This is a genomic window from Lelliottia jeotgali, assembly GCF_016771845.1.
GTDB classification, from domain to species: Bacteria; Pseudomonadota; Gammaproteobacteria; order Enterobacterales; family Enterobacteriaceae; genus Enterobacter; species Enterobacter jeotgali.
Genome location: NZ_JAENMQ010000002.1, coordinates 104743 through 126806, shown reverse-complemented (window position 1 = coordinate 126806; position 22064 = coordinate 104743). Strand labels below are relative to the sequence as shown.

At 54.5% G+C, this 22064-nt stretch carries 19 protein-coding genes; all 19 read left to right on the top strand.

Annotated elements, in window-relative coordinates; all coding sequences use genetic code 11:
* Positions 1-134: 134 nt before the first annotated feature.
* On the top strand, positions 135-593 hold the full coding sequence (mraZ, locus tag JBO43_RS07020) for a division/cell wall cluster transcriptional repressor MraZ (RefSeq protein ID WP_095280764.1): 459 nt from the start codon (positions 135-137) through the stop codon (positions 591-593).
* A gap of 2 nt (positions 594-595) precedes the next feature.
* Positions 596-1537 (top strand): 16S rRNA (cytosine(1402)-N(4))-methyltransferase RsmH, encoded by a 942-nt coding sequence (gene rsmH, locus JBO43_RS07015; RefSeq protein WP_095280765.1) that lies wholly within the window; start codon positions 596-598, stop codon positions 1535-1537.
* The gene (gene ftsL / locus JBO43_RS07010; RefSeq protein ID WP_095280766.1) at positions 1534-1899 is read left to right on the top strand and encodes a cell division protein FtsL; all 366 of its coding nucleotides are present in this window, start codon (positions 1534-1536) and stop codon (positions 1897-1899) included. Before rsmH ends, ftsL begins: the two co-directional genes overlap by 4 nt.
* Positions 1900-1914: 15 nt before the next feature.
* Entirely contained in the window at positions 1915-3681 is a 1767-nt protein-coding gene (locus JBO43_RS07005) for a peptidoglycan DD-transpeptidase PBP3 (RefSeq protein WP_095280767.1), read from the top strand.
* Positions 3668-5155 (top strand): UDP-N-acetylmuramoyl-L-alanyl-D-glutamate--2,6-diaminopimelate ligase, encoded by a 1488-nt coding sequence (murE, locus tag JBO43_RS07000; protein ID WP_202673996.1) that lies wholly within the window; start codon positions 3668-3670, stop codon positions 5153-5155. Before JBO43_RS07005 ends, murE begins: the two co-directional genes overlap by 14 nt.
* Complete coding sequence (gene murF, locus JBO43_RS06995) at positions 5152-6510, top strand: UDP-N-acetylmuramoyl-tripeptide--D-alanyl-D-alanine ligase (protein WP_095280769.1); 1359 nt, start codon at positions 5152-5154, stop codon at positions 6508-6510. Before murE ends, murF begins: the two co-directional genes overlap by 4 nt.
* The gene (gene mraY / locus JBO43_RS06990; protein ID WP_202673995.1) at positions 6504-7586 is read left to right on the top strand and encodes a phospho-N-acetylmuramoyl-pentapeptide-transferase; all 1083 of its coding nucleotides are present in this window, start codon (positions 6504-6506) and stop codon (positions 7584-7586) included. Before murF ends, mraY begins: the two co-directional genes overlap by 7 nt.
* A 2-nt stretch (positions 7587-7588) precedes the next feature.
* Positions 7589-8905 (top strand): UDP-N-acetylmuramoyl-L-alanine--D-glutamate ligase, encoded by a 1317-nt coding sequence (gene murD / locus JBO43_RS06985; RefSeq protein ID WP_202673994.1) that lies wholly within the window; start codon positions 7589-7591, stop codon positions 8903-8905.
* Positions 8905-10149, top strand: coding sequence for a cell division protein FtsW (ftsW, locus tag JBO43_RS06980; RefSeq protein ID WP_095280772.1), 1245 nt, complete (start codon positions 8905-8907; stop codon positions 10147-10149). Before murD ends, ftsW begins: the two co-directional genes overlap by 1 nt.
* Positions 10146-11210 carry an undecaprenyldiphospho-muramoylpentapeptide beta-N-acetylglucosaminyltransferase gene (gene murG, locus JBO43_RS06975; RefSeq protein ID WP_202673993.1) on the top strand — a complete coding sequence of 355 codons (1065 nt, stop codon included), beginning with the start codon at positions 10146-10148 and terminating at the stop codon, positions 11208-11210. Before ftsW ends, murG begins: the two co-directional genes overlap by 4 nt.
* A 58-nt stretch (positions 11211-11268) precedes the next feature.
* A complete protein-coding gene (gene murC / locus JBO43_RS06970) occupies positions 11269-12744 on the top strand; it encodes a UDP-N-acetylmuramate--L-alanine ligase (RefSeq protein ID WP_095280774.1) in 1476 nt (491 codons plus the stop codon).
* The gene (locus tag JBO43_RS06965) at positions 12737-13657 is read left to right on the top strand and encodes a D-alanine--D-alanine ligase (RefSeq protein ID WP_202673992.1); all 921 of its coding nucleotides are present in this window, start codon (positions 12737-12739) and stop codon (positions 13655-13657) included. The genes murC and JBO43_RS06965 overlap by 8 nt, the downstream gene beginning before the upstream one ends.
* 1 nt (position 13658) lies before the next feature.
* Positions 13659-14501 (top strand): cell division protein FtsQ, encoded by an 843-nt coding sequence (ftsQ, locus tag JBO43_RS06960; RefSeq protein WP_095280776.1) that lies wholly within the window; start codon positions 13659-13661, stop codon positions 14499-14501.
* Positions 14498-15754: a cell division protein FtsA gene (gene ftsA, locus JBO43_RS06955; RefSeq protein WP_095280777.1), complete on the top strand. Its 1257-nt coding sequence runs from the start codon at positions 14498-14500 to the stop codon at positions 15752-15754. The genes ftsQ and ftsA overlap by 4 nt, the downstream gene beginning before the upstream one ends.
* Positions 15755-15864: 110 nt before the next feature.
* Positions 15865-17016, top strand: a complete 1152-nt coding sequence (gene ftsZ / locus JBO43_RS06950) for a cell division protein FtsZ (protein ID WP_006173842.1) — start codon at positions 15865-15867, stop codon at positions 17014-17016.
* Positions 17017-17117: 101 nt separating this feature from the next.
* Positions 17118-18035 carry a UDP-3-O-acyl-N-acetylglucosamine deacetylase gene (gene lpxC / locus JBO43_RS06945; RefSeq protein WP_095280778.1) on the top strand — a complete coding sequence of 306 codons (918 nt, stop codon included), beginning with the start codon at positions 17118-17120 and terminating at the stop codon, positions 18033-18035.
* 275 nt (positions 18036-18310) lie between these two features.
* Positions 18311-18814 (top strand): secA translation cis-regulator SecM, encoded by a 504-nt coding sequence (gene secM / locus JBO43_RS06940; protein ID WP_095280779.1) that lies wholly within the window; start codon positions 18311-18313, stop codon positions 18812-18814.
* A 60-nt stretch (positions 18815-18874) separates the two neighbouring features.
* Positions 18875-21580 (top strand): preprotein translocase subunit SecA, encoded by a 2706-nt coding sequence (gene secA / locus JBO43_RS06935; protein WP_103947091.1) that lies wholly within the window; start codon positions 18875-18877, stop codon positions 21578-21580.
* A gap of 60 nt (positions 21581-21640) precedes the next feature.
* Positions 21641-22042 (top strand): 8-oxo-dGTP diphosphatase MutT, encoded by a 402-nt coding sequence (mutT, locus tag JBO43_RS06930; RefSeq protein WP_095280781.1) that lies wholly within the window; start codon positions 21641-21643, stop codon positions 22040-22042.
* Positions 22043-22064 lie beyond the last annotated feature (22 nt).

The window sequence follows — 22064 nt, the reverse complement described above, 5'->3', positions numbered from 1 at the left end:
GGGTTATGTCTGTAAATAGGGGTCTTCCAGACCCATATCGCGGCAGTCCTGGCTTGACAAGCTTTTCCTTCGCTCCGTAAACTCCTTTATGTGGGAATTTGTGGGTTAAAGTGGTGATAAGGGGTGAAGCTGGCATGTTCCGTGGGGCGGCGTTAGTTAATCTCGACAGCAAAGGACGTTTATCGGTACCAACCCGATATCGCGATCTGCTGATCGAAAACGCTTCTGGTCAAATGGTTTGCACCATTGACATCAACCACCCCTGCCTGCTGCTTTACACCTTGCCCGAATGGGAAATTATTGAGCAAAAACTGTCGCGACTGTCGAGCATGAACCCGCAGGAACGCCGCGTGCAGCGGTTGTTATTGGGACATGCCAGTGAATGTCAGATGGACAATGCAGGGCGATTATTGATAGCGCCTGTGTTGCGGCAACATGCCGGTCTGACGAAAGAAGTGATGCTGGTCGGGCAGTTCAATAAGTTTGAACTGTGGGATGAAACGACCTGGTATCAACAGGTCAAGGAAGATATCGACGCTGAGCAGTCAGAATCCGCAGTGTTGTCGGATCGATTGCAGGACTTGTCTCTATAAATATGATGGAAAATTTTAAACATACTTCGGTGCTACTGGATGAGGCCGTCAACGGCCTGAATATTCGTCCTGATGGCATCTATATCGATGGAACATTTGGTCGCGGTGGTCACTCGCGTCTGATCCTCTCCCAACTGGGAGCGGAAGGTCGCTTACTGGCAATCGATCGCGATCCGCAGGCTATTGCCGTGGCGAAGACTATCGATGATCCACGCTTTTCCATCGTCCACGGACCTTTTTCTGCGCTGGCTGATTATGTCGCTGAGCGCGGCCTGACGGGCAAGATCGACGGAATCCTTCTCGATCTTGGCGTCTCTTCTCCACAGCTTGATGATGCAGAACGCGGTTTTTCCTTTATGCGTGACGGGCCGCTGGATATGCGTATGGACCCGACGCGCGGCCAGTCTGCTGCCGAGTGGCTGCAAACTGCTGACGAAGCGGATATTGCGTGGGTAATTAAAACCTTCGGCGAAGAGCGTTTCGGCAAACGCATTGCGCGCGGCATCGTTGAGCGTAACCGCATCGAACCGATGACGCGCACTAAAGAGCTGGCAGAAGTTGTTACGGCGGCCACGCCGGTCAAAGACAAATTCAAACATCCTGCGACCCGTACCTTCCAGGCGGTGCGCATCTGGGTAAACAGTGAACTGGAGGAGATAGAGCAGGCGCTAAAAAGCTCGCTCGGCGTACTGGCCCCCGGTGGGCGTTTATCCATCATCAGCTTCCACTCGCTGGAAGACCGTATTGTGAAGCGCTTTATGCGTGAGCAAAGCCGCGGTCCTCAAGTGCCAGCTGGGCTGCCGATGACGGAAGAACAACTCAGGAAACTGGGCGGTCGTCAGCTGCGAGCATTAGGCAAGATGATGCCGGGCGAAGAAGAGGTGGCAGAGAATCCACGTGCCCGTAGTTCAGTGCTGCGTATTGCAGAAAGGACGAACGCATGATCGGCAGAGTAGCAGAGACCTTAAGCAAGGTTAAAGGATCGTTAGGAAGCAACGAGCGCCATGCCTTGCCTGGCGTGATCGGCGACGATCTCTTGCGGTTTGGGAAGCTGCCACTCTGCCTGTTCATTTGCATTATTGTGACGGCTGTGACGGTGGTGACCACCGCACACCATACCCGTTTATTAACCGCGCAGCGCGAACAGATGGTTCTGGAACGTGATGCGCTGGATATCGAATGGCGAAATTTGATTCTTGAAGAAAACGCGCTCGGCGATCATAGCCGGGTTGAACGGATCGCAACGGAAAAGCTGCAATTGCAGCATGTTGATCCTTCTCAGGAAAATATCGTAGTACAAAAATAAGGGAACACGCGACGCATGAGAGCAGCGGCGAAAACGCAAAAACCGAAACGTCAGGAAGAACAAGCCAACTTTGTGAGTTGGCGTTTTGCGTTGCTTTGTGGCTGTATTTTACTGGCGCTGGTTTTCCTGCTGGGTCGTGCGGCGTGGTTGCAGATTATCGCCCCTGACATGCTGGTGCGTCAGGGGGACATGCGCTCCCTGCGCGTCCAGGAAGTGGCGACATCACGTGGTTTGATAACCGATCGTTCCGGTCGTCCACTGGCGGTGAGTGTGCCGGTGAAAGCGATCTGGGCCGACCCGAAAGAGCTGCATGATGCGGGTGGTGTGACGCTCGATAACCGCTGGAAAGCGCTGGCCGATGCGCTAAAAATGCCGCTCGATCAGATGGCGGCTCGCGTGAACGCTAACCCGAAAGGACGCTTTATCTATCTGGCGCGTCAGGTGAACCCTGACATGGCCGACTACATCAAAAAATTGAAACTGCCGGGCATTCATCTGCGCGAAGAATCACGCCGTTATTACCCGTCGGGAGAAGTGACCGCTCACCTCATTGGTTTTACAAACGTGGATAGCCAGGGGATTGAAGGGGTCGAAAAAAGCTTTGATAAATGGCTGACCGGCCAGCCAGGTGAACGCGTGGTGCGTAAAGACCGCTACGGTCGTGTTATCGAGGATATCTCCTCAACTGACAGCCAGGCCGCGCACAACCTCGCGCTGAGCATCGACGAGCGCCTGCAGGCGCTGGTCTACCGTGAACTGAACAACGCCGTGGCTTTCAACAAAGCCGAATCCGGCAGCGCCGTGCTGGTGGATGTCAGCACCGGCGAAGTGCTGGCGATGGCCAACAGCCCGTCCTATAACCCGAACAACCTGACCGGCACGCAGAAAGATGTCATGCGTAACCGCACCATTACTGACGTCTTTGAGCCTGGTTCTACCGTTAAACCGATGGTGGTGATGACCGCACTTCAGCGCGGTATCGTCAATGAAAGTACCGTTCTGAATACCATACCTTACCGAATCAACGGCCATGAAATCAAAGACGTGGCGCGTTATAGCGAATTGACCCTGACGGGGGTTTTGCAGAAGTCGAGTAACGTCGGTGTTTCTAAGCTGGCGTTAGCGATGCCGTCCTCAGCGTTGGTAGATACTTACTCACGTTTTGGGCTAGGAAAGGCGACCAATTTGGGGTTGGTCGGAGAACGCAGTGGCTTATATCCTCAAAAACAACGGTGGTCTGACATAGAGAGGGCCACCTTCTCTTTCGGCTATGGGCTAATGGTAACGCCGTTACAGTTAGCGCGAGTCTATGCAACGATTGGCAGCTATGGCGTTTATCGCCCGCTGTCGATTACCAAAGTTGATCCACCGGTTCCGGGGGAGCGAATCTTCCCGGAAGCGACGGTGCGTACCGTCGTTCATATGATGGAAAGCGTCGCCCTGCCGGGCGGCGGTGGCGTGAAGGCCGCCATCAAAGGCTATCGCATCGCGATTAAAACCGGTACCGCGAAAAAAGTGGGGCCGGATGGCCGCTACATCAACAAATACATTGCTTATACCGCAGGCGTTGCGCCTGCCAGTAATCCACGTTTTGCGCTGGTGGTCGTCATTAACGATCCACAGGCGGGTAAATACTACGGCGGCGCCGTTTCCGCGCCAGTGTTCGGTGCCATCATGGGCGGTGTGTTACGTACCATGAACATCGAACCTGATGCGCTGGCCACGGGCGATAAAAATGAATTCGTAACTAATCAAGGCGAGGGAACAGGTGGCAGATCGTAATTTGCGCGACCTTCTTGCTCCGTGGGTGCAATCGCTACCTGCGCGGGCACTGCGAGAGATGGTACTCGACAGCCGTGTGGCTGCATCGGGCGATCTTTTTGTAGCAGTAGTCGGTCATCAGGCGGACGGGCGTCGTTATATCCCGCAGGCGATAGCGCAAGGTGTAGCTGCCATTATTGCTGAGGCAAAAGATGAAGCAACCGATGGTGAAGTCCGTGAAATGCACGGCGTTCCGGTCATCTATCTCAGCCAGTTAAATGAGCGTCTTTCCGCCCTGGCGGGACGTTTTTATGATGAACCGTCTGACCAGCTGCGTCTGGTTGGCGTGACGGGCACCAACGGTAAAACCACCACCACGCAGCTGATGGCGCAGTGGGCCGAACTGCTGGGCGAAACCAGCGCGGTGATGGGTACCGTCGGTAACGGTCTGTTGGGCAAAGTGAATCCAACGGAAAATACCACCGGTTCTGCGGTCGACGTGCAGCACGTGCTGGCGGGTCTGGCAGGGCAGGGCGCAACCTTTGCCGCGATGGAAGTCTCTTCTCACGGGTTGGTCCAGCATCGCGTCGCCGCGCTGAAATTTGCGGCGTCGGTATTCACCAACCTGAGTCGCGATCACCTCGATTATCACGGCGATATGGAAAGCTACGAAGCGGCGAAATGGCTGCTGTACTCCACGCACCACTGCGGCCAGGCGATTGTTAACGCTGATGACGAAGTGGGTCGTCGCTGGCTGGCTAAGCTGCCGGATGCGGTTGCGGTGTCGATGGAAGACCATATTAATCCGAACTGTCATGGCCGTTGGCTGAAAGCTACGGACGTGAAGTACCACGACAGCGGCGCGACGATCCGCTTTGACTCCAGCTGGGGCGAAGGCGAAATTGAAAGCCGCCTGATGGGCGCTTTTAATGTCAGCAATTTACTGCTGGCACTGGCAACGCTGCTGGCGCTGGAGTACCCGCTGGCAGAATTGCTGAAAACCGCCGCGCGTTTGCAACCTGTTTGTGGGCGTATGGAAGTGTTTACCGCGCCGGGCAAACCGACGGTAGTGGTTGATTATGCCCACACTCCGGACGCGCTGGAAAAAGCGCTGCAAGCGGCGCGTCTGCACTGCACGGGTAAACTGTGGTGTGTCTTCGGCTGCGGCGGCGATCGCGACAAAGGTAAACGCCCACTGATGGGGGCTATTGCCGAAGAGTTCGCGGATATTCCTGTTGTGACCGACGACAACCCGCGTACCGAAGAGCCGCGTGCGATCATCAACGATATTCTCGCCGGCATGATTGATGCTGGCCGCGCACGTGTGATGGAAGGCCGCGCAGAAGCGGTCACGAATACCATCATGCAGGCCAAAGAGAACGACGTGGTGCTGTTGGCCGGTAAAGGCCACGAAGATTACCAGATTGTCGGCGCACGTCGTCTCGACTATTCCGACCGCGTTACCGCGGCCCGTCTGCTGGGAGTGGTAGCATGATTAGCTTAACGCTAAGCCAGGCTGCTTCTGTGCTCAAGGGCGAGCTGCAGGGTCAGGATCTGACTATTGATGCCGTCACGACCGACACCCGCAAAATCACCGCGGGCTGTCTGTTTGTGGCGCTGAAAGGCGAGCGCTTTGATGCGCACGATTTTGCCGACCAGGCGAAAGAAAACGGCGCGGGCGCACTGCTTGTCAGCCGCAAGCTGGATATCGACCTGCCGCAGATTGTGGTGAAAGACACCCGTCTGGCGTTTGGTGAGCTGGCGGCGTGGGTTCGTCAGCACGTTCCGGCACGCGTAGTCGCGCTGACCGGTTCTTCTGGCAAGACCTCCGTAAAAGAGATGACGGCGGCTATCCTGAGCCAGTGTGGCAACACGCTGTACACCGCAGGCAACCTGAATAACGACATTGGTGTGCCAATGACGCTGCTGCGTCTGACCAAAGAATATGACTACGCCGTGATTGAATTAGGCGCCAACCACCAGGGCGAAATCGCCTGGACCGTCGGTCTGACGCGTCCGGAAGCGGCGTTAGTCAACAATCTGGCTGCAGCACATCTTGAAGGTTTTGGTTCGCTGGAAGGCGTGGCGAAAGCCAAAGGTGAGATTTACACCGGTCTGCCGACAGACGGTATCGCCATCATGAATGCCGATAACAACGACTGGCTGAACTGGAAAGAGGTGATTGGCTCGCGCAAGACCTGGCGTTTTTCGCCAAATGCCGCCAACAGCGACTTTACGGCGACCAATATCCATGTGACCTCGCACGGCACCGAATTTACGTTGCAAACCCCAACGGGTGGCGTTGATGTTTTACTCCCGCTGCCGGGCCGCCACAATATCGCTAATGCCCTGGCCGCTGCCGCGTTGTCGATGGCGGTCGGCGCCACGCACGAGGCGATCAAAACGGGTCTGGCAAATCTGCAAGCAGTACCAGGACGTCTGTTCCCGGTCCAACTGGCGGAAAACAAGCTGCTACTGGATGACTCCTACAATGCCAACGTCGGTTCCATGACCGCCGCAGTGCAAGTGCTATCAGAAATGCCGGGCTATCGCGTGATGGTCGTGGGCGATATGGCAGAACTGGGTGTCGAGAGCGAAGCCTGTCATATCCAGGTCGGCGAAGCGGCGAAAGCTTCAGGAATTGATCGTGTATTGAGCGCCGGAACCTTGAGCCAGGCGATTAGCCAGGCGAGTGGCGTCGGTGAACATTTCGCTGATAAATCGGCGCTGATTACGCGCCTTAAAACACTGGTAGAAGAACACCAAATTGTGACGGTTTTAGTGAAAGGTTCACGTAGTGCCGCCATGGAAGAGGTTGTGCACGCATTACAGGAGAACGGAACATGTTAGTTTGGCTGGCCGAACATTTGGTCAAATATTATTCAGGCTTTAACGTCTTTTCCTATCTGACGTTTCGCGCCATCGTCAGCCTGCTGACCGCGCTGTTCATCTCTTTGTGGATGGGCCCGCGCATGATCGCCCGTCTGCAAAAACTCTCTTTTGGCCAGGTTGTGCGTAACGACGGCCCAGAATCGCACTTCAGCAAACGCGGTACGCCGACGATGGGCGGGATCATGATCCTGACCGCCATTGTGGTCTCCGTTCTGCTGTGGGCTTATCCGTCAAACCCGTACGTCTGGTGTGTTCTGACCGTTCTCATCGGCTACGGGATTATCGGTTTTGTTGATGACTATCGCAAAGTTGTTCGCAAAGACACTAAAGGTCTGATTGCACGCTGGAAATACTTCTGGATGTCGGTCATTGCGCTGGGTGTAGCCTTCGCACTTTACCTGGCAGGGAAAGATACTCCGGCCACTGAGCTGGTGGTGCCGTTCTTTAAAGACGTGATGCCACAGCTGGGTCTGTTCTACATCCTGCTGGCCTACTTCGTGATTGTCGGTACCGGCAACGCCGTGAACCTGACCGATGGCCTGGATGGCCTGGCGATTATGCCAACCGTCTTTGTGGCCGGTGGTTTTGCGCTGGTGGCGTGGGCGAGCGGTAACATGAACTTTGCCAGCTACCTGCACATTCCGTATTTGCGTCACGCCGGTGAACTGGTGATCGTCTGCACGTCGATTGTCGGTGCTGGCCTCGGCTTCTTATGGTTCAACACCTATCCGGCGCAGGTCTTTATGGGCGACGTCGGTTCGCTGGCACTGGGCGGGGCGCTTGGCATCATCGCTGTACTGCTGCGTCAGGAGTTCCTGCTGGTGATCATGGGCGGCGTGTTTGTGGTTGAAACTCTTTCGGTGATTTTGCAGGTCGGCTCCTTCAAGCTGCGCGGTCAGCGCATCTTCCGTATGGCGCCGATTCACCATCACTATGAGCTGAAAGGCTGGCCAGAACCGCGCGTCATTGTGCGCTTCTGGATTATTTCGCTGATGCTGGTCCTGATTGGCCTGGCCACGCTGAAGGTACGTTAATCATGGCAGATTACCAGGGTAAAAAAGTCGTTATCATCGGGTTAGGCCTTACGGGGCTTTCCTGCGTGGACTTTTTCCTCGGGCGTGGCGTGACGCCGCGTGTGATGGATACGCGTGTTTCTCCGCCTGGCCTGGACAAGTTGCCAGAACAGGTTGAACGCCACCTTGGTGGTCTGAATGATACCTGGCTACTGGATGCCGATCTGATTGTTGCCAGCCCTGGTATGGCGCTGGCGCACCCGTCCTTAAGCGCGGCGGCGGATGCAGGCGTTGAGATCGTCGGCGATATCGAACTGTTTTGCCGTGAAGCCCAGGCGCCAATTGTGGCGATTACGGGTTCCAACGGTAAAAGCACGGTCACGACGCTGGTGGGCGATATGGCAAAAGCGGCGGGCGTGAACGTCGGTGTCGGCGGCAATATCGGCCTGCCAGCGCTGATGCTGCTCGATCCTGCGCGCGAGCTGTATGTGCTTGAACTGTCCAGCTTCCAGCTGGAAACCACTTCCAGTCTGCAGGCCGTGGCTGCCACGATCCTGAACGTGACGGAAGATCATATGGATCGCTATCCGTTTGGCCTGCAGCAGTACCGTGCGGCCAAACTGCGCGTGTATGAAAATGCAAAAGTGTGCGTGGTGAATGCGGACGATGCGTTAACCATGCCAGTGCGCGGCGCCGATGAGCGCTGCATCAGCTTTGGCGTGAATATGGGTGACTATCACCTGAATCACCAGCAGGGCGAAACCTGGCTGCGCGTTAAAGGCGAAAAAGTGCTGAACGTGAAAGAGATGAAGCTTTCCGGACAACACAACTACACCAATGCTCTGGCGGCACTGGCGCTGGCGGATGCCGCAGGTTTACCGCGTGCTTCCAGCCTGAAAGCCCTGACCACCTTTACCGGTCTGGCGCATCGCTTCCAGCTGGCGCTGGAACATAACGGTGTGCGCTGGATTAACGATTCTAAAGCCACCAACGTCGGCAGTACCGAAGCGGCGCTGAACGGTTTACGCGTCGATGGCACGCTCTACCTCCTGCTCGGCGGCGACGGTAAATCGGCAGATTTCTCCTCTCTTAAGCAATATCTGACGGGTGATAACATCCGCCTGTACTGCTTTGGCCGCGATGGCGCTGAGCTGGCGGACCTACGTCCAGAGATTGCGGTGCAAACCGAAACTATGGAACAGGCGATCCGCCTGATTGCGCCTCTGGTCAAAGCGGGCGATATGGTGCTGCTGTCGCCAGCGTGCGCCAGCCTCGACCAGTTTAAGAATTTCGAACAGCGTGGTGATCTCTTTACCCGCCTCGCGAGGGAGTTAGGCTGATGCGTTTATCTCTCCCTCGCCTGAGAATGCCGCGTATGCCGGGATCGCGTATCTTTGGCTGGCTGTTTGCGGCGCTGAAAGGCTGGGTGATGGGCTCGCGGGATAAAGATTCCGATAGCCTGGTGATGTATGACCGTGCGCTGCTGTGGTTCACGTTGGGCCTGGCGGCGGTCGGTTTCATCATGGTGACTTCGGCTTCGATGCCTGTCGGGCAGCGTCTGGCGAACGATCCTTTCCTGTTCGCCAAACGTGACGGTTTGTACATCATCCTCGCATTCTGTCTGGCGATGATTACCTTGCGTTTGCCGATGGAGTTCTGGCAGCGCCACAGTACCGCGATGCTGATTGCTTCCATCATCATGCTGCTGATCGTATTGGTGGTGGGGAGCTCGGTAAACGGTGCATCGCGCTGGATTGCCTTCGGCCCGCTGCGTATCCAGCCAGCGGAATTTACCAAGTTGTCGCTGTTTTGCTATCTCGCCAACTACCTGGTGCGCAAGGTCGATGAAGTGCGAAATAACCTGCGCGGCTTCTTAAAACCGATGGGTGTGATTCTGGTGCTTGCAGTTCTTTTGCTGGCGCAGCCTGACCTCGGTACGGTAGTCGTACTGTTCGTGACCACGCTGGCAATGCTGTTCCTGGCGGGCGCGAAACTGTGGCAGTTCATCGCCATCATCGGGATGGGGATTTCGGCAGTGGTCCTGCTGATCCTCGCCGAGCCGTATCGTATTCGCCGCGTGACCTCTTTCTGGAACCCTTGGGAAGATCCATTTGGCAGCGGTTATCAGCTGACTCAGTCTCTGATGGCGTTTGGGCGAGGCGAGGTTTGGGGCCAGGGGCTGGGCAATTCAGTGCAAAAACTGGAGTATTTACCCGAGGCACATACCGACTTCATCTTCTCCATTATTGGGGAAGAACTGGGTTATATCGGTGTGGTACTGGCACTTTTAATGGTATTCTTCGTCGCTTTCCGCGCCATGTCGATTGGCCGAAAAGCGCTGGAAATCGATCACCGCTTCTCAGGTTTCCTGGCCTGCTCAATTGGTATCTGGTTTAGCTTCCAGGCATTGGTCAACGTTGGCGCGGCAGCCGGTATGCTGCCGACAAAGGGCCTGACGTTGCCGTTGATCAGTTACGGTGGTTCGAGTCTGTTGATCATGTCGACAGCGATTATGTTCTTGTTACGTATAGATTATGAGACGCGTCTGGAAAAAGCCCAGGCGTTTACACGAGGTTCACGATGAATCAACCGAAGCGGTTAATGGTGATGGCGGGCGGCACCGGCGGACATGTTTTCCCTGGGCTCGCGGTTGCGCACCATTTAATGGATCAAGGCTGGCAAGTTCGCTGGCTCGGAACCGCCGATCGCATGGAAGCCGATCTGGTGCCAAAGCACGGTATCGAGATCGACTTTATTCGGATTTCAGGCTTACGTGGCAAAGGTATCAAAGCTCAGCTGCTAGCTCCGGTGCGCATCTTCAATGCCTGGCGTCAGGCGCGCGCAATCATGAAGCGCTTTAAACCTGATGCGGTGCTGGGTATGGGCGGGTACGTTTCCGGTCCGGGCGGATTGGCTGCCTGGTCGCTGGGCATTCCGGTTGTGCTTCATGAGCAGAACGGTATTGCCGGGTTGACCAATAAATGGCTGGCAAAAATTGCCACCAAAGTGATGCAGGCTTTCCCTGGCGCGTTTCCGAAAGCGGACGTGGTGGGCAATCCGGTGCGCGTTGATGTGCTGGCGTTACCGCTACCGCAGGAGCGCCTGATCGGGCGCGAAGGCCCGGTGCGGGTGTTAGTCGTCGGCGGCTCGCAGGGCGCACGTATTCTGAACCAGACGCTTCCGCAGGTTGCGGCAAAACTGGGCGACAGCGTGACCATCTGGCATCAGAGCGGGAAGGGCGGGCAGCAAACGGTTGAACAGGCTTATGCCGAGGCGGGCCAGCCACAGCATAAAGTCACAGAATTTATTGACGACATGGCAGCGGCGTATGCCTGGGCCGATGTCGTGGTGTGTCGTTCCGGTGCGCTGACGGTGAGTGAAATTGCCGCCGCGGGTTTACCAGCGGTGTTTGTGCCTTTCCAGCACAAAGACCGGCAGCAGTACTGGAACGCGTTGCCGCTTGAGAAAGCCGGTGCCGCCAAAATTTTTGAACAGCCACAGTTTACCGCTGACGCAGTCGCTACCACCCTTGCGGGCTGGAATCGTGTGACGCTGCTGGAAATGGCCGAACGCGCGCGCGCGACGGCGATCCCGGATGCGACCGAGCGGGTGGCAAATGAAGTGAGCCTGGCAGCAAAGGCTTAACCCTTGTAGCGCGTTTTGCGTTGCACGAATTTTTAGAAGTATCGATGGCGGTTAGAGAATGAATACACAACAACTGGCGAAACTGCGTTCAATCGTGCCCGAGATGCGTCGCGTCCGGCACATTCACTTCGTTGGCATCGGCGGCGCAGGTATGGGCGGTATTGCCGAAGTTTTAGCAAACGAAGGTTACCAGATCAGCGGTTCCGATCTGGCGCCGAATCCTGTTACGCAGCAGTTGGCGTCGCTTGGGGCGACTATCTATTTCAATCATCGCCCTGAAAACGTGCTCGATGCGAGCGTTGTTGTGGTCTCCAGCGCGATCTCTGCCGATAACCCGGAAATTGTAGCCGCGCATGAAGCGCGCATCCCGGTTATTCGTCGTGCAGAAATGCTGGCTGAGCTGATGCGTTTTCGTCATGGCATCGCGGTTGCCGGTACGCACGGCAAAACCACGACCACGGCGATGGTCTCCAGCATTTATGCGGAAGCCGGTCTCGATCCGACATTTGTTAATGGCGGTCTGGTTAAAGCGGCGGGCGTTCATGCGCGGCTCGGCCACAGTCGTTATCTGATTGCGGAAGCTGATGAGAGCGACGCGTCGTTCCTGCATCTGCAGCCGATGGTAGCGATTGTCACCAATATCGAAGCTGACCACATGGATACTTACCAGGGTGACTTCGAAAATTTAAAGCAGACGTTTATTAATTTCCTGCACAATTTGCCGTTTTATGGTCGTGCAGTGATGTGTGTGGACGATCCGGTCATTCGTGAATTACTGCCACGTGTGGGTCGTCATATTACGACTTACGGTTTCAGTGACGATGCAGACGTGCGCGTAGAAGATTACACGCAACGGGGCGCCCAGGGACATTTCACCCTGGTGCGTCAGGATAAAGCCCCGCTGCGCGTGACGCTGAACGCGCCGGGCCGCCACAATGCGCTCAACTCTGCTGCAGCGGTGGCGGTTGCCACTGAAGAAGGCATTGAAGACGAAGACATTTTACGCGCGCTGGAGAGTTTCCAGGGTACAGGACGGCGCTTCGATTTCCTCGGCGAATTCCCGCTGGAACCGGTAAACGGCAAAACGGGCACGGCGATGCTGGTGGATGACTACGGTCATCACCCGACTGAAGTGGATGCAACGATTAAAGCCGCGCGAGCAGGTTGGCCGGACAGAAATCTGGTGATGGTATTCCAGCCGCACCGTTTCACGCGTACGCGCGACCTGTATGACGACTTCGCTAACGTGCTGTCTCAGGTGGATACGCTGCTGATGCTGGACGTTTATTCAGCGGGTGAAACTCCGATTCCGGGCGCAGACAGTCGATCCTTATGTCGTACTATCCGTGGACGCGGTAAGGTAGACCCGATTCTGGTCTCCGATCCGGCGCAAGTGGCTGAAATTCTGGCTCCTGTACTGACCGGTAACGATTTGATTCTGATTCAGGGTGCGGGAAATATCGGCAAAATCGCCCGTAACTTAGCGCAAATCAAACTGACGCCGCAAACCTCTGAGGATGAACGCAATGGCTGATAAGATTGCGGTCCTGTTTGGTGGCACCTCTGCGGAGCGTGACGTTTCCCTGAACTCTGGCGCGGCTGTGCTGGCGGGGTTGCGTGAAGGTGGCGTGAATGCTCATCCGGTTGATCCGAAAGAGACCGACGTCACCCGCCTGAAAGAAATGGGCTTTGCTAAAGTTTTCATCGCTTTGCATGGGCGCGGTGGTGAAGATGGAACCCTGCAAGGGCTATTGGATTTGATCGGTTTGCCTTACACCGGAAGTGGTGTAATGGCCTCCGCGATTTCAATGGACAAACTGCGCAGCAAATTGCTGTGGCAGGGCGCGGGTTTGCCGGTTGCGCCGTGGGTGGCATTGACGCGCCGTGAGTTTGAAATGGGACTTGAAGATAGCGTTAATGCACGCATTGCGCAGCTGGGGTTACCGGTTATTGTAAAACCCAGCCGTGAAGGCTCTAGCGTCGGAATGTCAAAAGTCGAGAAAGCGGGCGATTTGACCTCTGCGTTAGCGTTGGCTTTTCAACATGATGAAGAAGTTCTGATCGAAAAATGGCTCAGCGGGCCAGAATTTACCGTGGCGATGCTCGGTGAAGAAATTTTGCCGTCAATTCGTATCCAACCCGCTGGAACCTTCTATGATTATGAAGCGAAGTATCTCTCTGATGAGACGCAATATTTCTGCCCAAGTGGTCTGGAAGCAGAACGTGAAGCTGAATTGCAGAGCCTGGTGCTCAAAGCCTGGACTGTTTTAGGTTGCCGTGGTTGGGGTCGTATCGACGTGATGCAGGACAGCGACGGGGAATTTTATTTGCTGGAAGCCAATACCTCACCGGGTATGACCAGCCACAGCCTGGTGCCAATGGCGGCACGTCAGGCGGGCATGAGCTTCTCGCAGTTAGTCGTCCGTATTCTGGACCAGGCGGGCTGATATGTCTCAGGCCGCACTGAACACGCGCAACCGTGAAGAGGAAGAAGAATATTCTTCATCTGGTCGGAGTAATGGAACGCGTCTTGCAGGGATTTTATTCCTGCTGGGTGTGCTGTGTACCGTGTTTATCAGCGGCTGGATGGTGTTGGGCTGGATGGAAGATGCACAACGGTTGCCGCTATCAAAACTGGTGGTCACCGGCGAGCGTCATTACACGCGTAACGATGATATTCGCCAGTCGATCCTGGCGCTGGGCTCGCCCGGAACGTTTATGACGCAGGACGTCAACATTATCCAAAGCCAGATTGAAAGGCTGCCGTGGATAAAACAGGCGAGCGTAAGAAAGCAATGGCCTGATGAATTGAAGATTCATCTGGTTGAATATGTGCCCATTGCGCGTTGGAATGATCAGCATATGGTCGACGTAGACGGAAATTCGTTTAGCGTCCCGGCAGATCGTGTCAGCAAGCAAAGTTTACCGATGTTGTCTGGCCCGGAAGGCAGTGAGAACGAAGTGTTACAAGGTTTTCGCGAGATGGGGCAGGTGCTGGCTAAGGACAGATTTGCGTTAAAAGATGCAGCAATGACGGCGCGCCGTTCATGGCAACTGACGTTAACGAATGGGATTAAGCTCAATCTTGGTCGCGGCGACACGATGAAGCGTTTGGCGCGTTTTGTAGAACTGTACCCGGTTTTACAGCAGCAGGCGCAGACCGACGGCAAACGGATAAGCTACGTTGATTTGCGCTATGACTCAGGCGCAGCAGTCGGCTGGGTACCGGCTCCGGTTGAGGAACCTAATCAGCAACAGAATCAGGCACAGGTACAGGCAGAACAACAATGATCAAGGCGACGGACAGAAAACTGGTAGTTGGACTGGAGATTGGCACCGCTAAGGTTGCCGCTTTAGTAGGGGAAGTTCTGCCCGACGGTATGGTCAATATCATTGGCGTGGGCAGTTGCCCGTCCCGTGGTATGGATAAAGGTGGGGTAAACGACCTCGAGTCGGTGGTGAAATGCGTACAGCGCGCCATCGATCAGGCAGAATTAATGGCAGATTGCCAGATTTCCTCCGTCTATCTGGCCCTCTCTGGTAAGCATATAAGCTGCCAGAACGAAATCGGGATGGTGCCGATTTCCGAAGAGGAAGTGACGCAGGAAGACGTTGAAAACGTGGTGCATACGGCTAAATCCGTGCGCGTGCGCGATGAACATCGTGTGCTGCATGTCATCCCACAGGAATATGCGATCGACTATCAAGAGGGTATCAAAAACCCGGTCGGCCTTTCCGGTGTGCGTATGCAGGCAAAAGTGCACTTGATCACATGTCACAACGATATGGCGAAGAACATTGTTAAAGCCGTGGAACGTTGTGGCCTGAAAGTTGACCAACTTATCTTTGCAGGGCTGGCAGCAAGCTATTCGGTGCTGACAGAAGACGAACGTGAACTGGGCGTCTGTGTGGTTGATATCGGTGGTGGTACAATGGATATGGCCGTGTATACCGGCGGTGCATTGCGTCACACCAAAGTTATCCCTTACGCCGGGAATGTAGTGACCAGTGATATCGCCTACGCCTTTGGTACGCCACCGAGCGATGCAGAGGCAATCAAAGTGCGCCACGGTTGTGCGTTAGGTTCTATCGTTGGCAAAGATGAGAGTGTTGAAGTGCCAAGCGTGGGCGGTCGTCCGCCGCGTAGTCTGCAACGGCAGACTCTGGCCGAAGTGATAGAGCCGCGTTATACCGAGCTGCTCAATCTGGTCAACGAAGAGATTTTACAGTTACAGGAACAGCTTCGTCAGCAGGGTGTGAAACACCATCTTGCGGCGGGGATTGTCTTAACCGGTGGTGCAGCGCAAATTGAAGGTCTCGCTGCCTGTGCCCAGCGCGTGTTCCATACGCAAGTCCGTATTGGTGCGCCGCTGAATATTACCGGTTTAACGGATTACGCTCAGGAGCCGTATTACTCAACGGCGGTGGGCCTGCTGCACTACGGGAAAGAGTCCCATTTAAGTGGTGAAGCAGAAGTCGAAAAACGCACGTCGGTCGGTTCTTGGGTCAAGCGACTCAACTCCTGGCTGAGAAAAGAATTTTAATTTTAAAGAGACCGGAGAGAATTAGCGGTCTCAGGCGACAGGCACATACGCGGAAGCATTCAATACGCCCAGGCAGGCAGAATGGTGAAGTGTAAAAACGGAGAGAAACCATGTTTGAACCAATGGAATTAACCAACGACGCGGTGATTAAAGTCATCGGCGTCGGTGGCGGCGGCGGTAACGCTGTCGAGCATATGGTGCGCGAGCGCATCGAAGGTGTTGAGTTCTTTGCTGTGAACACCGACGCTCAGGCACTGCGAAAGACGGCCGTAGGCCAGACTATTCAGATCGGTGGTGGTATCACCAAAGGTCTGGGCGCAGGGGCTAACCCAGAAGTAGGCCGTAATGCGGCTGAAGAAGACCGCGAAGCACTGCGTGCTGCACTTGATGGCGCCGATATGGTGTTTATCGCAGCGGGCATGGGCGGTGGTACCGGTACAGGTGCTGCGCCAGTGGTGGCTGAAGTGGCCAAAGATTTAGGTATTCTGACCGTTGCTGTCGTGACTAAGCCTTTCAACTTTGAAGGCAAGAAGCGTATGGCATTCGCGGAGCAGGGTATCACTGAGCTGTCCAAACACGTGGACTCTCTGATCACTATTCCGAACGACAAACTGCTGAAAGTGCTGGGTCGCGGTATCTCCCTGCTGGACGCGTTTGGCGCTGCGAACGACGTGCTGAAAGGCGCGGTTCAGGGTATCGCTGAGCTGATTACTCGTCCGGGTCTGATGAACGTCGACTTCGCTGACGTGCGCACCGTGATGTCCGAAATGGGCTATGCGATGATGGGCTCTGGCGTAGCGAGCGGTGAAGACCGTGCAGAAGAAGCGGCTGAAATGGCGATCTCTTCTCCACTGCTGGAAGATATCGACTTGTCTGGTGCGCGCGGCGTGCTGGTCAACATTACCGCTGGCTTCGATCTGCGTCTGGACGAATTTGAAACAGTAGGTAACACCATTCGCGCATTCGCTTCTGATAATGCTACTGTGGTTATCGGTACTTCCCTTGACCCGGAAATGAATGATGAACTGCGTGTGACTGTCGTTGCGACCGGTATCGGTATGGACAAACGTCCTGAGATCACCCTGGTCACCAACAAACAGACTCAGCAGCCGGTGATGGATCGCTACCAGCAGCACGGCATGGCGCCGCTGACGCAGGAGCAAAAACCGGCCGCGAAAGTGGTTAACGACAATACGCCGCAAACTGCGAAAGAACCGGATTATCTGGATATCCCAGCGTTCCTGCGTAAGCAAGCTGACTAAGAATTGGCTGGAATTTGGGGATTTTCGCTCTTTGTGCTAAACTGGCCCACCGTTAGTGATATACACTCTCGGTTGGATAAGTAATTTGGCGAGATTATACGATGATCAAACAAAGGACTCTTAAACGTATCGTTCAGGCGACTGGCGTCGGTTTACATACCGGCAAAAAAGTCACACTGACGTTACGCCCTGCGTCGGCCAATACCGGGGTCATCTATCGTCGCACCGACTTGAATCCACCGGTAGATTTTCCGGCTGATGCCAAATCTGTGCGTGATACTATGCTCTGTACTTGCCTGGTGAATGAGCATGACGTGCGGATTTCTACCGTAGAGCACCTGAACGCCGCCCTGGCGGGTCTGGGTATCGACAACATTGTTATTGAAGTCGATGCACCAGAAATCCCAATTATGGACGGTAGTGCTGCTCCGTTCGTTTATCTGCTGCTGGATGCCGGCATCGATGAACTGAACTGCGCGAAGAAATTTGTACGCATTAAAGAGACTGTTCGCGTTCAAGATGGCGACAAATGGGCTGAATTCAAACCGTTTAATGGTTTCTCGTTGGACTTTACCATCGATTTTAACCATCCAGCGATTGATGGCAGCAACCAGCGCTATGCGATGAACTTCTCTGCTGATGCGTTTATGCGTCAGATTAGCCGTGCACGTACTTTCGGTTTCATGCGTGATATCGAATATCTGCAGTCCCGTGGCCTATGCCTGGGCGGCAGCTTCGATTGTGCCATCGTTGTTGACGATTATCGCGTACTGAACGAAGACGGCCTGCGTTTTGAAGATGAATTCGTTCGTCACAAAATGCTGGATGCGATCGGCGACCTGTTCATGTGTGGTCACAATATCATTGGTGCATTCACCGCGTTTAAATCCGGTCATGCATTGAACAACAAATTGTTGCAGGCAGTCCTTGCAAAACAGGAAGCCTGGGAATTTGTGACCTTCGAAGATGAAGCTGAACTGCCTCTGGCATTCAAAGCTCCGAGCACGGTCCTGGCGTAACGGTTAATTCCGTATCGTAAAATCGACTGGTTGACCTGGTACTCTCTCCGACCAGGAAGACCAGTCGTTTTTGTTTCTAGACCTCTGATTTTCTTCCCCGCATGAAATTTGCCCACTAAGCACAGAATGTGCGCGCGTTCGCTGCATTCTTGACCGAATTTCCCTGAGGCATTACGTCATTCCTGCTGCTGTATTATCGCTTTAGTGATAATATCTGTGCGCTAAATAATATCTGAACGCATGCCTGTACTGGCCTGCATACGATGGTGGATTAGGTGAGCGGAATACTAACGCGCTGGCGACAATTTGGCAGACGTTACTTCTGGCCGCATCTCTTATTAGGGATGGTCGCGGCGAGCTTCGGCTTGCCTGTGCTCAGCCACAGCGCAGAAGCGGCAACGCCTGCAAACACCACCACAACTAAACACGATCTCTCCACGCGGGTTAATTTCACTAACCTCGCGCTGCTTGAAGCCAATCGCCGCCCTAACTTTACGGTCGATTACTGGCATCAACATGCTATCCGGACCGTCATTCGCCATCTTTCATTTGCGATGGCACCGCAGGCTGTGCCTGTCGTAGAAGAATCACTGCCCGTTCAGGCACAACATCTTGCTCTGCTGGATACGCTCAATGCGCTGTTGACGCAAGAAAGCAAACCGCCAGTGATCGTTCGTCAGATGACGAATACCGCTTTTATTCCACACGCTGCCTTTTCGGTGTCGGCCTGGATTAGCCAGGTGCAGGGCATCCGCGCCGGGCCACAACGCCTCAGCTAAATTAACTGTTTTTCAATACCTTAATTTATCTGCCCATGATGGGGCGTGTGAGAATTTATTATGCTAATCAAATTATTAACCAAAGTTTTCGGTAGCCGTAACGATCGTACCCTGCGCCGTATGCGCAAAGCGGTCATCGTCATTAATGGTATGGAACCGGAGATGGAAAAACTCTCCGATGACGAACTGAAAGCGAAAACCGGTGAATTCCGTGAGCGCCTGGCAAAAGGCGCAACCCTGGAAAGCCTGATTCCGGAAGCTTTCGCCGTGGTTCGTGAAGCGAGTAAACGCGTGTTCGGCATGCGTCACTTTGACGTACAGCTGCTCGGCGGTATGGTTCTGAACGAACGCTGCATCGCAGAAATGCGTACTGGTGAAGGTAAAACCCTGACCGCAACGCTGCCTGCATACCTGAACGCACTGACCGGTAAAGGCGTTCACGTCGTCACCGTCAACGACTACCTGGCGCAGCGTGACGCCGAAAACAACCGTCCACTGTTCGAATTCCTCGGCATGTCCGTGGGTATCAACATGTCTGGCCTGCCTGCTCCGGCGAAGCGCGAAGCTTATGGCGCGGACATTACCTACGGCACCAACAACGAATACGGTTTTGACTACCTGCGCGACAATATGGCGTTCAGCCCGGAAGAGCGCGTACAGCGCAAACTGCACTACGCGCTGGTGGATGAGGTCGACTCAATCCTGATCGATGAAGCTCGTACTCCGCTGATCATCTCTGGTCCGGCTGAAGACAGCTCTGAGATGTACCGCAAAGTCGACAAAATCATTCCGCATCTGATTCGTCAGGAGAAAGAAGATTCTGATACGTTCCAGGGCGAAGGCCACTTCTCCGTTGACGAAAAAGCGCGTCAGGTGAACCTGACCGAACGCGGTCTGGTTCAGATTGAAGAGCTGCTGGTTGAGCAGGGCATTATGGATGAAGGCGAGTCACTTTACTCTCCGACCAACATTATGCTGATGCACCATGTGACTGCCGCACTGCGCGCTCACGTGCTGTTCACCCGAGATGTGGATTACATCGTGAAAGACGGCGAAGTGATCATCGTTGATGAACATACCGGTCGTACCATGCAGGGCCGTCGCTGGTCTGATGGTCTGCACCAGGCTGTGGAAGCCAAAGAAGGCGTGGATATTCAGAACGAAAACCAGACGCTGGCTTCTATCACCTTCCAGAACTACTTCCGTCTGTACGAAAAACTGGCGGGCATGACCGGTACTGCAGATACCGAAGCGTTCGAATTCAGCTCCATCTACAAACTGGATACCGTTGTCGTCCCGACTAACCGCCCAATGATCCGTAAAGATATGCCGGATCTGGTGTACATGACCGAAGCGGAAAAAATTCAGGCGATCATCGAAGATATCCGCGAGCGTACCGCTGCAGGTCAACCGGTACTGGTGGGTACCATCTCGATCGAGAAATCCGAAGTGGTTTCTCATGAACTCGATAAAGCGGGTATCAAGCACAACGTACTGAACGCTAAATTCCACGCCAAAGAAGCAGATATCGTTGCTCAGGCCGGTTATCCGGCGGCGGTTACCATCGCCACCAACATGGCAGGTCGTGGTACCGATATTATGCTGGGTGGTAGCTGGCAGGCCGAATTGGCCGAGCTGGAAAACCCAACTCCAGAACAAATTGCGCAGATCAAAGCTGACTGGCAGGTGCGTCACGATGCGGTACTGGCATCTGGTGGTCTGCACATTATCGGCACCGAGCGTCACGAATCTCGTCGTATCGACAACCAGCTGCGTGGTCGTGCGGGTCGTCAGGGTGATGCTGGTTCTTCACGCTTCTACCTGTCAATGGAAGATGCGCTGATGCGTATTTTCGCCTCTGACCGCGTGTCTGGTATGATGCGCAAACTGGGCATGAAACCAGGTGAAGCAATCGAACACCCGTGGGTGACCAAAGCAATTGCCAACGCCCAGCGTAAAGTGGAAAGTCGCAACTTCGATATTCGTAAGCAACTGCTGGAATATGATGACGTTGCGAACGATCAGCGCCGTGCGATCTACTCCCAGCGTAACGAACTGCTGGACGTGTCTGATGTGAGCGAAACCATCAACAGCATCCGCGAAGATGTCTTTAAAGCGACTATTGATGCGTACATTCCGCCACAGTCTCTGGAAGAAATGTGGGACATCGAAGGCCTGCAGGAACGTCTGAAAAACGACTTCGACCTCGAACTGCCGATCAAAGAGTGGCTGGACAAAGAGCCTGAGCTGCACGAAGAGACGCTGCGCGAACGTATTCTGGAAACAGCGATTACTGTTTACAAGCAGAAGGAAGAAGTCGTTGGCATTGAGATGATGCGTCACTTCGAGAAAGGCGTCATGCTGCAGACGCTGGATTCCCTGTGGAAAGAGCATCTGGCAGCGATGGACTATCTGCGTCAAGGTATCCATTTGCGTGGCTATGCGCAGAAAGATCCTAAGCAGGAGTACAAGCGTGAATCCTTCGCGATGTTCGCTTCAATGCTGGAGTCACTGAAGTACGAAGTGATTAGCACCCTGAGTAAAGTTCAGGTGCGTATGCCGGAAGAAGTAGAAGCAATGGAACAGCAGCGTCGTGAAGAAGCTGAGCGCCTGGCACAGATGCAACAGCTGAGCCACCAGACTGACGAAGATGAAGCCGCAGCGGCGATTGCTGCCCAGACGGGCGATCGCAAAGTGGGTCGTAACGATCCATGCCCATGTGGTTCCGGTAAAAAATATAAAGCGTGTCATGGCCGTCTGAGCTAAACGCACATCACTAATCGAAAAGGCGCAGAGATCTGCGCCTTTTTTATGGAAGTCACACATATGAAAGTACTGCAAATCGCTGTCGGGATTATTCGTAACCCGCAAAACCAGATCTTCATTACTCAGCGTGCCGCTGATGCCCATATGGCCAACAAGTGGGAATTTCCGGGCGGTAAAATCGAATCAGGTGAAACGCCGGAACAGGCGCTGGTGCGAGAGCTTCAGGAAGAGGTGGGAATTACTGCGCTGGAACCAACGTTGTTCGATAAGCTCGAATATCAATTCCCGGACAGGCACATTACGTTGTGGTTCTGGATGGTTGAACGCTGGGAAGGCGAACCTTGGGGTAAAGAAGGGCAGCCTGGCAGTTGGTTGGCGTTGGAGGCACTGGACGCCGAGAAATTCCCGCCCGCTAATGAACCAGTAATCGCCAGACTGACCCAGGAACTGAAGGCCTGCTAAGCACGTTGCCAGCAGGCACAAC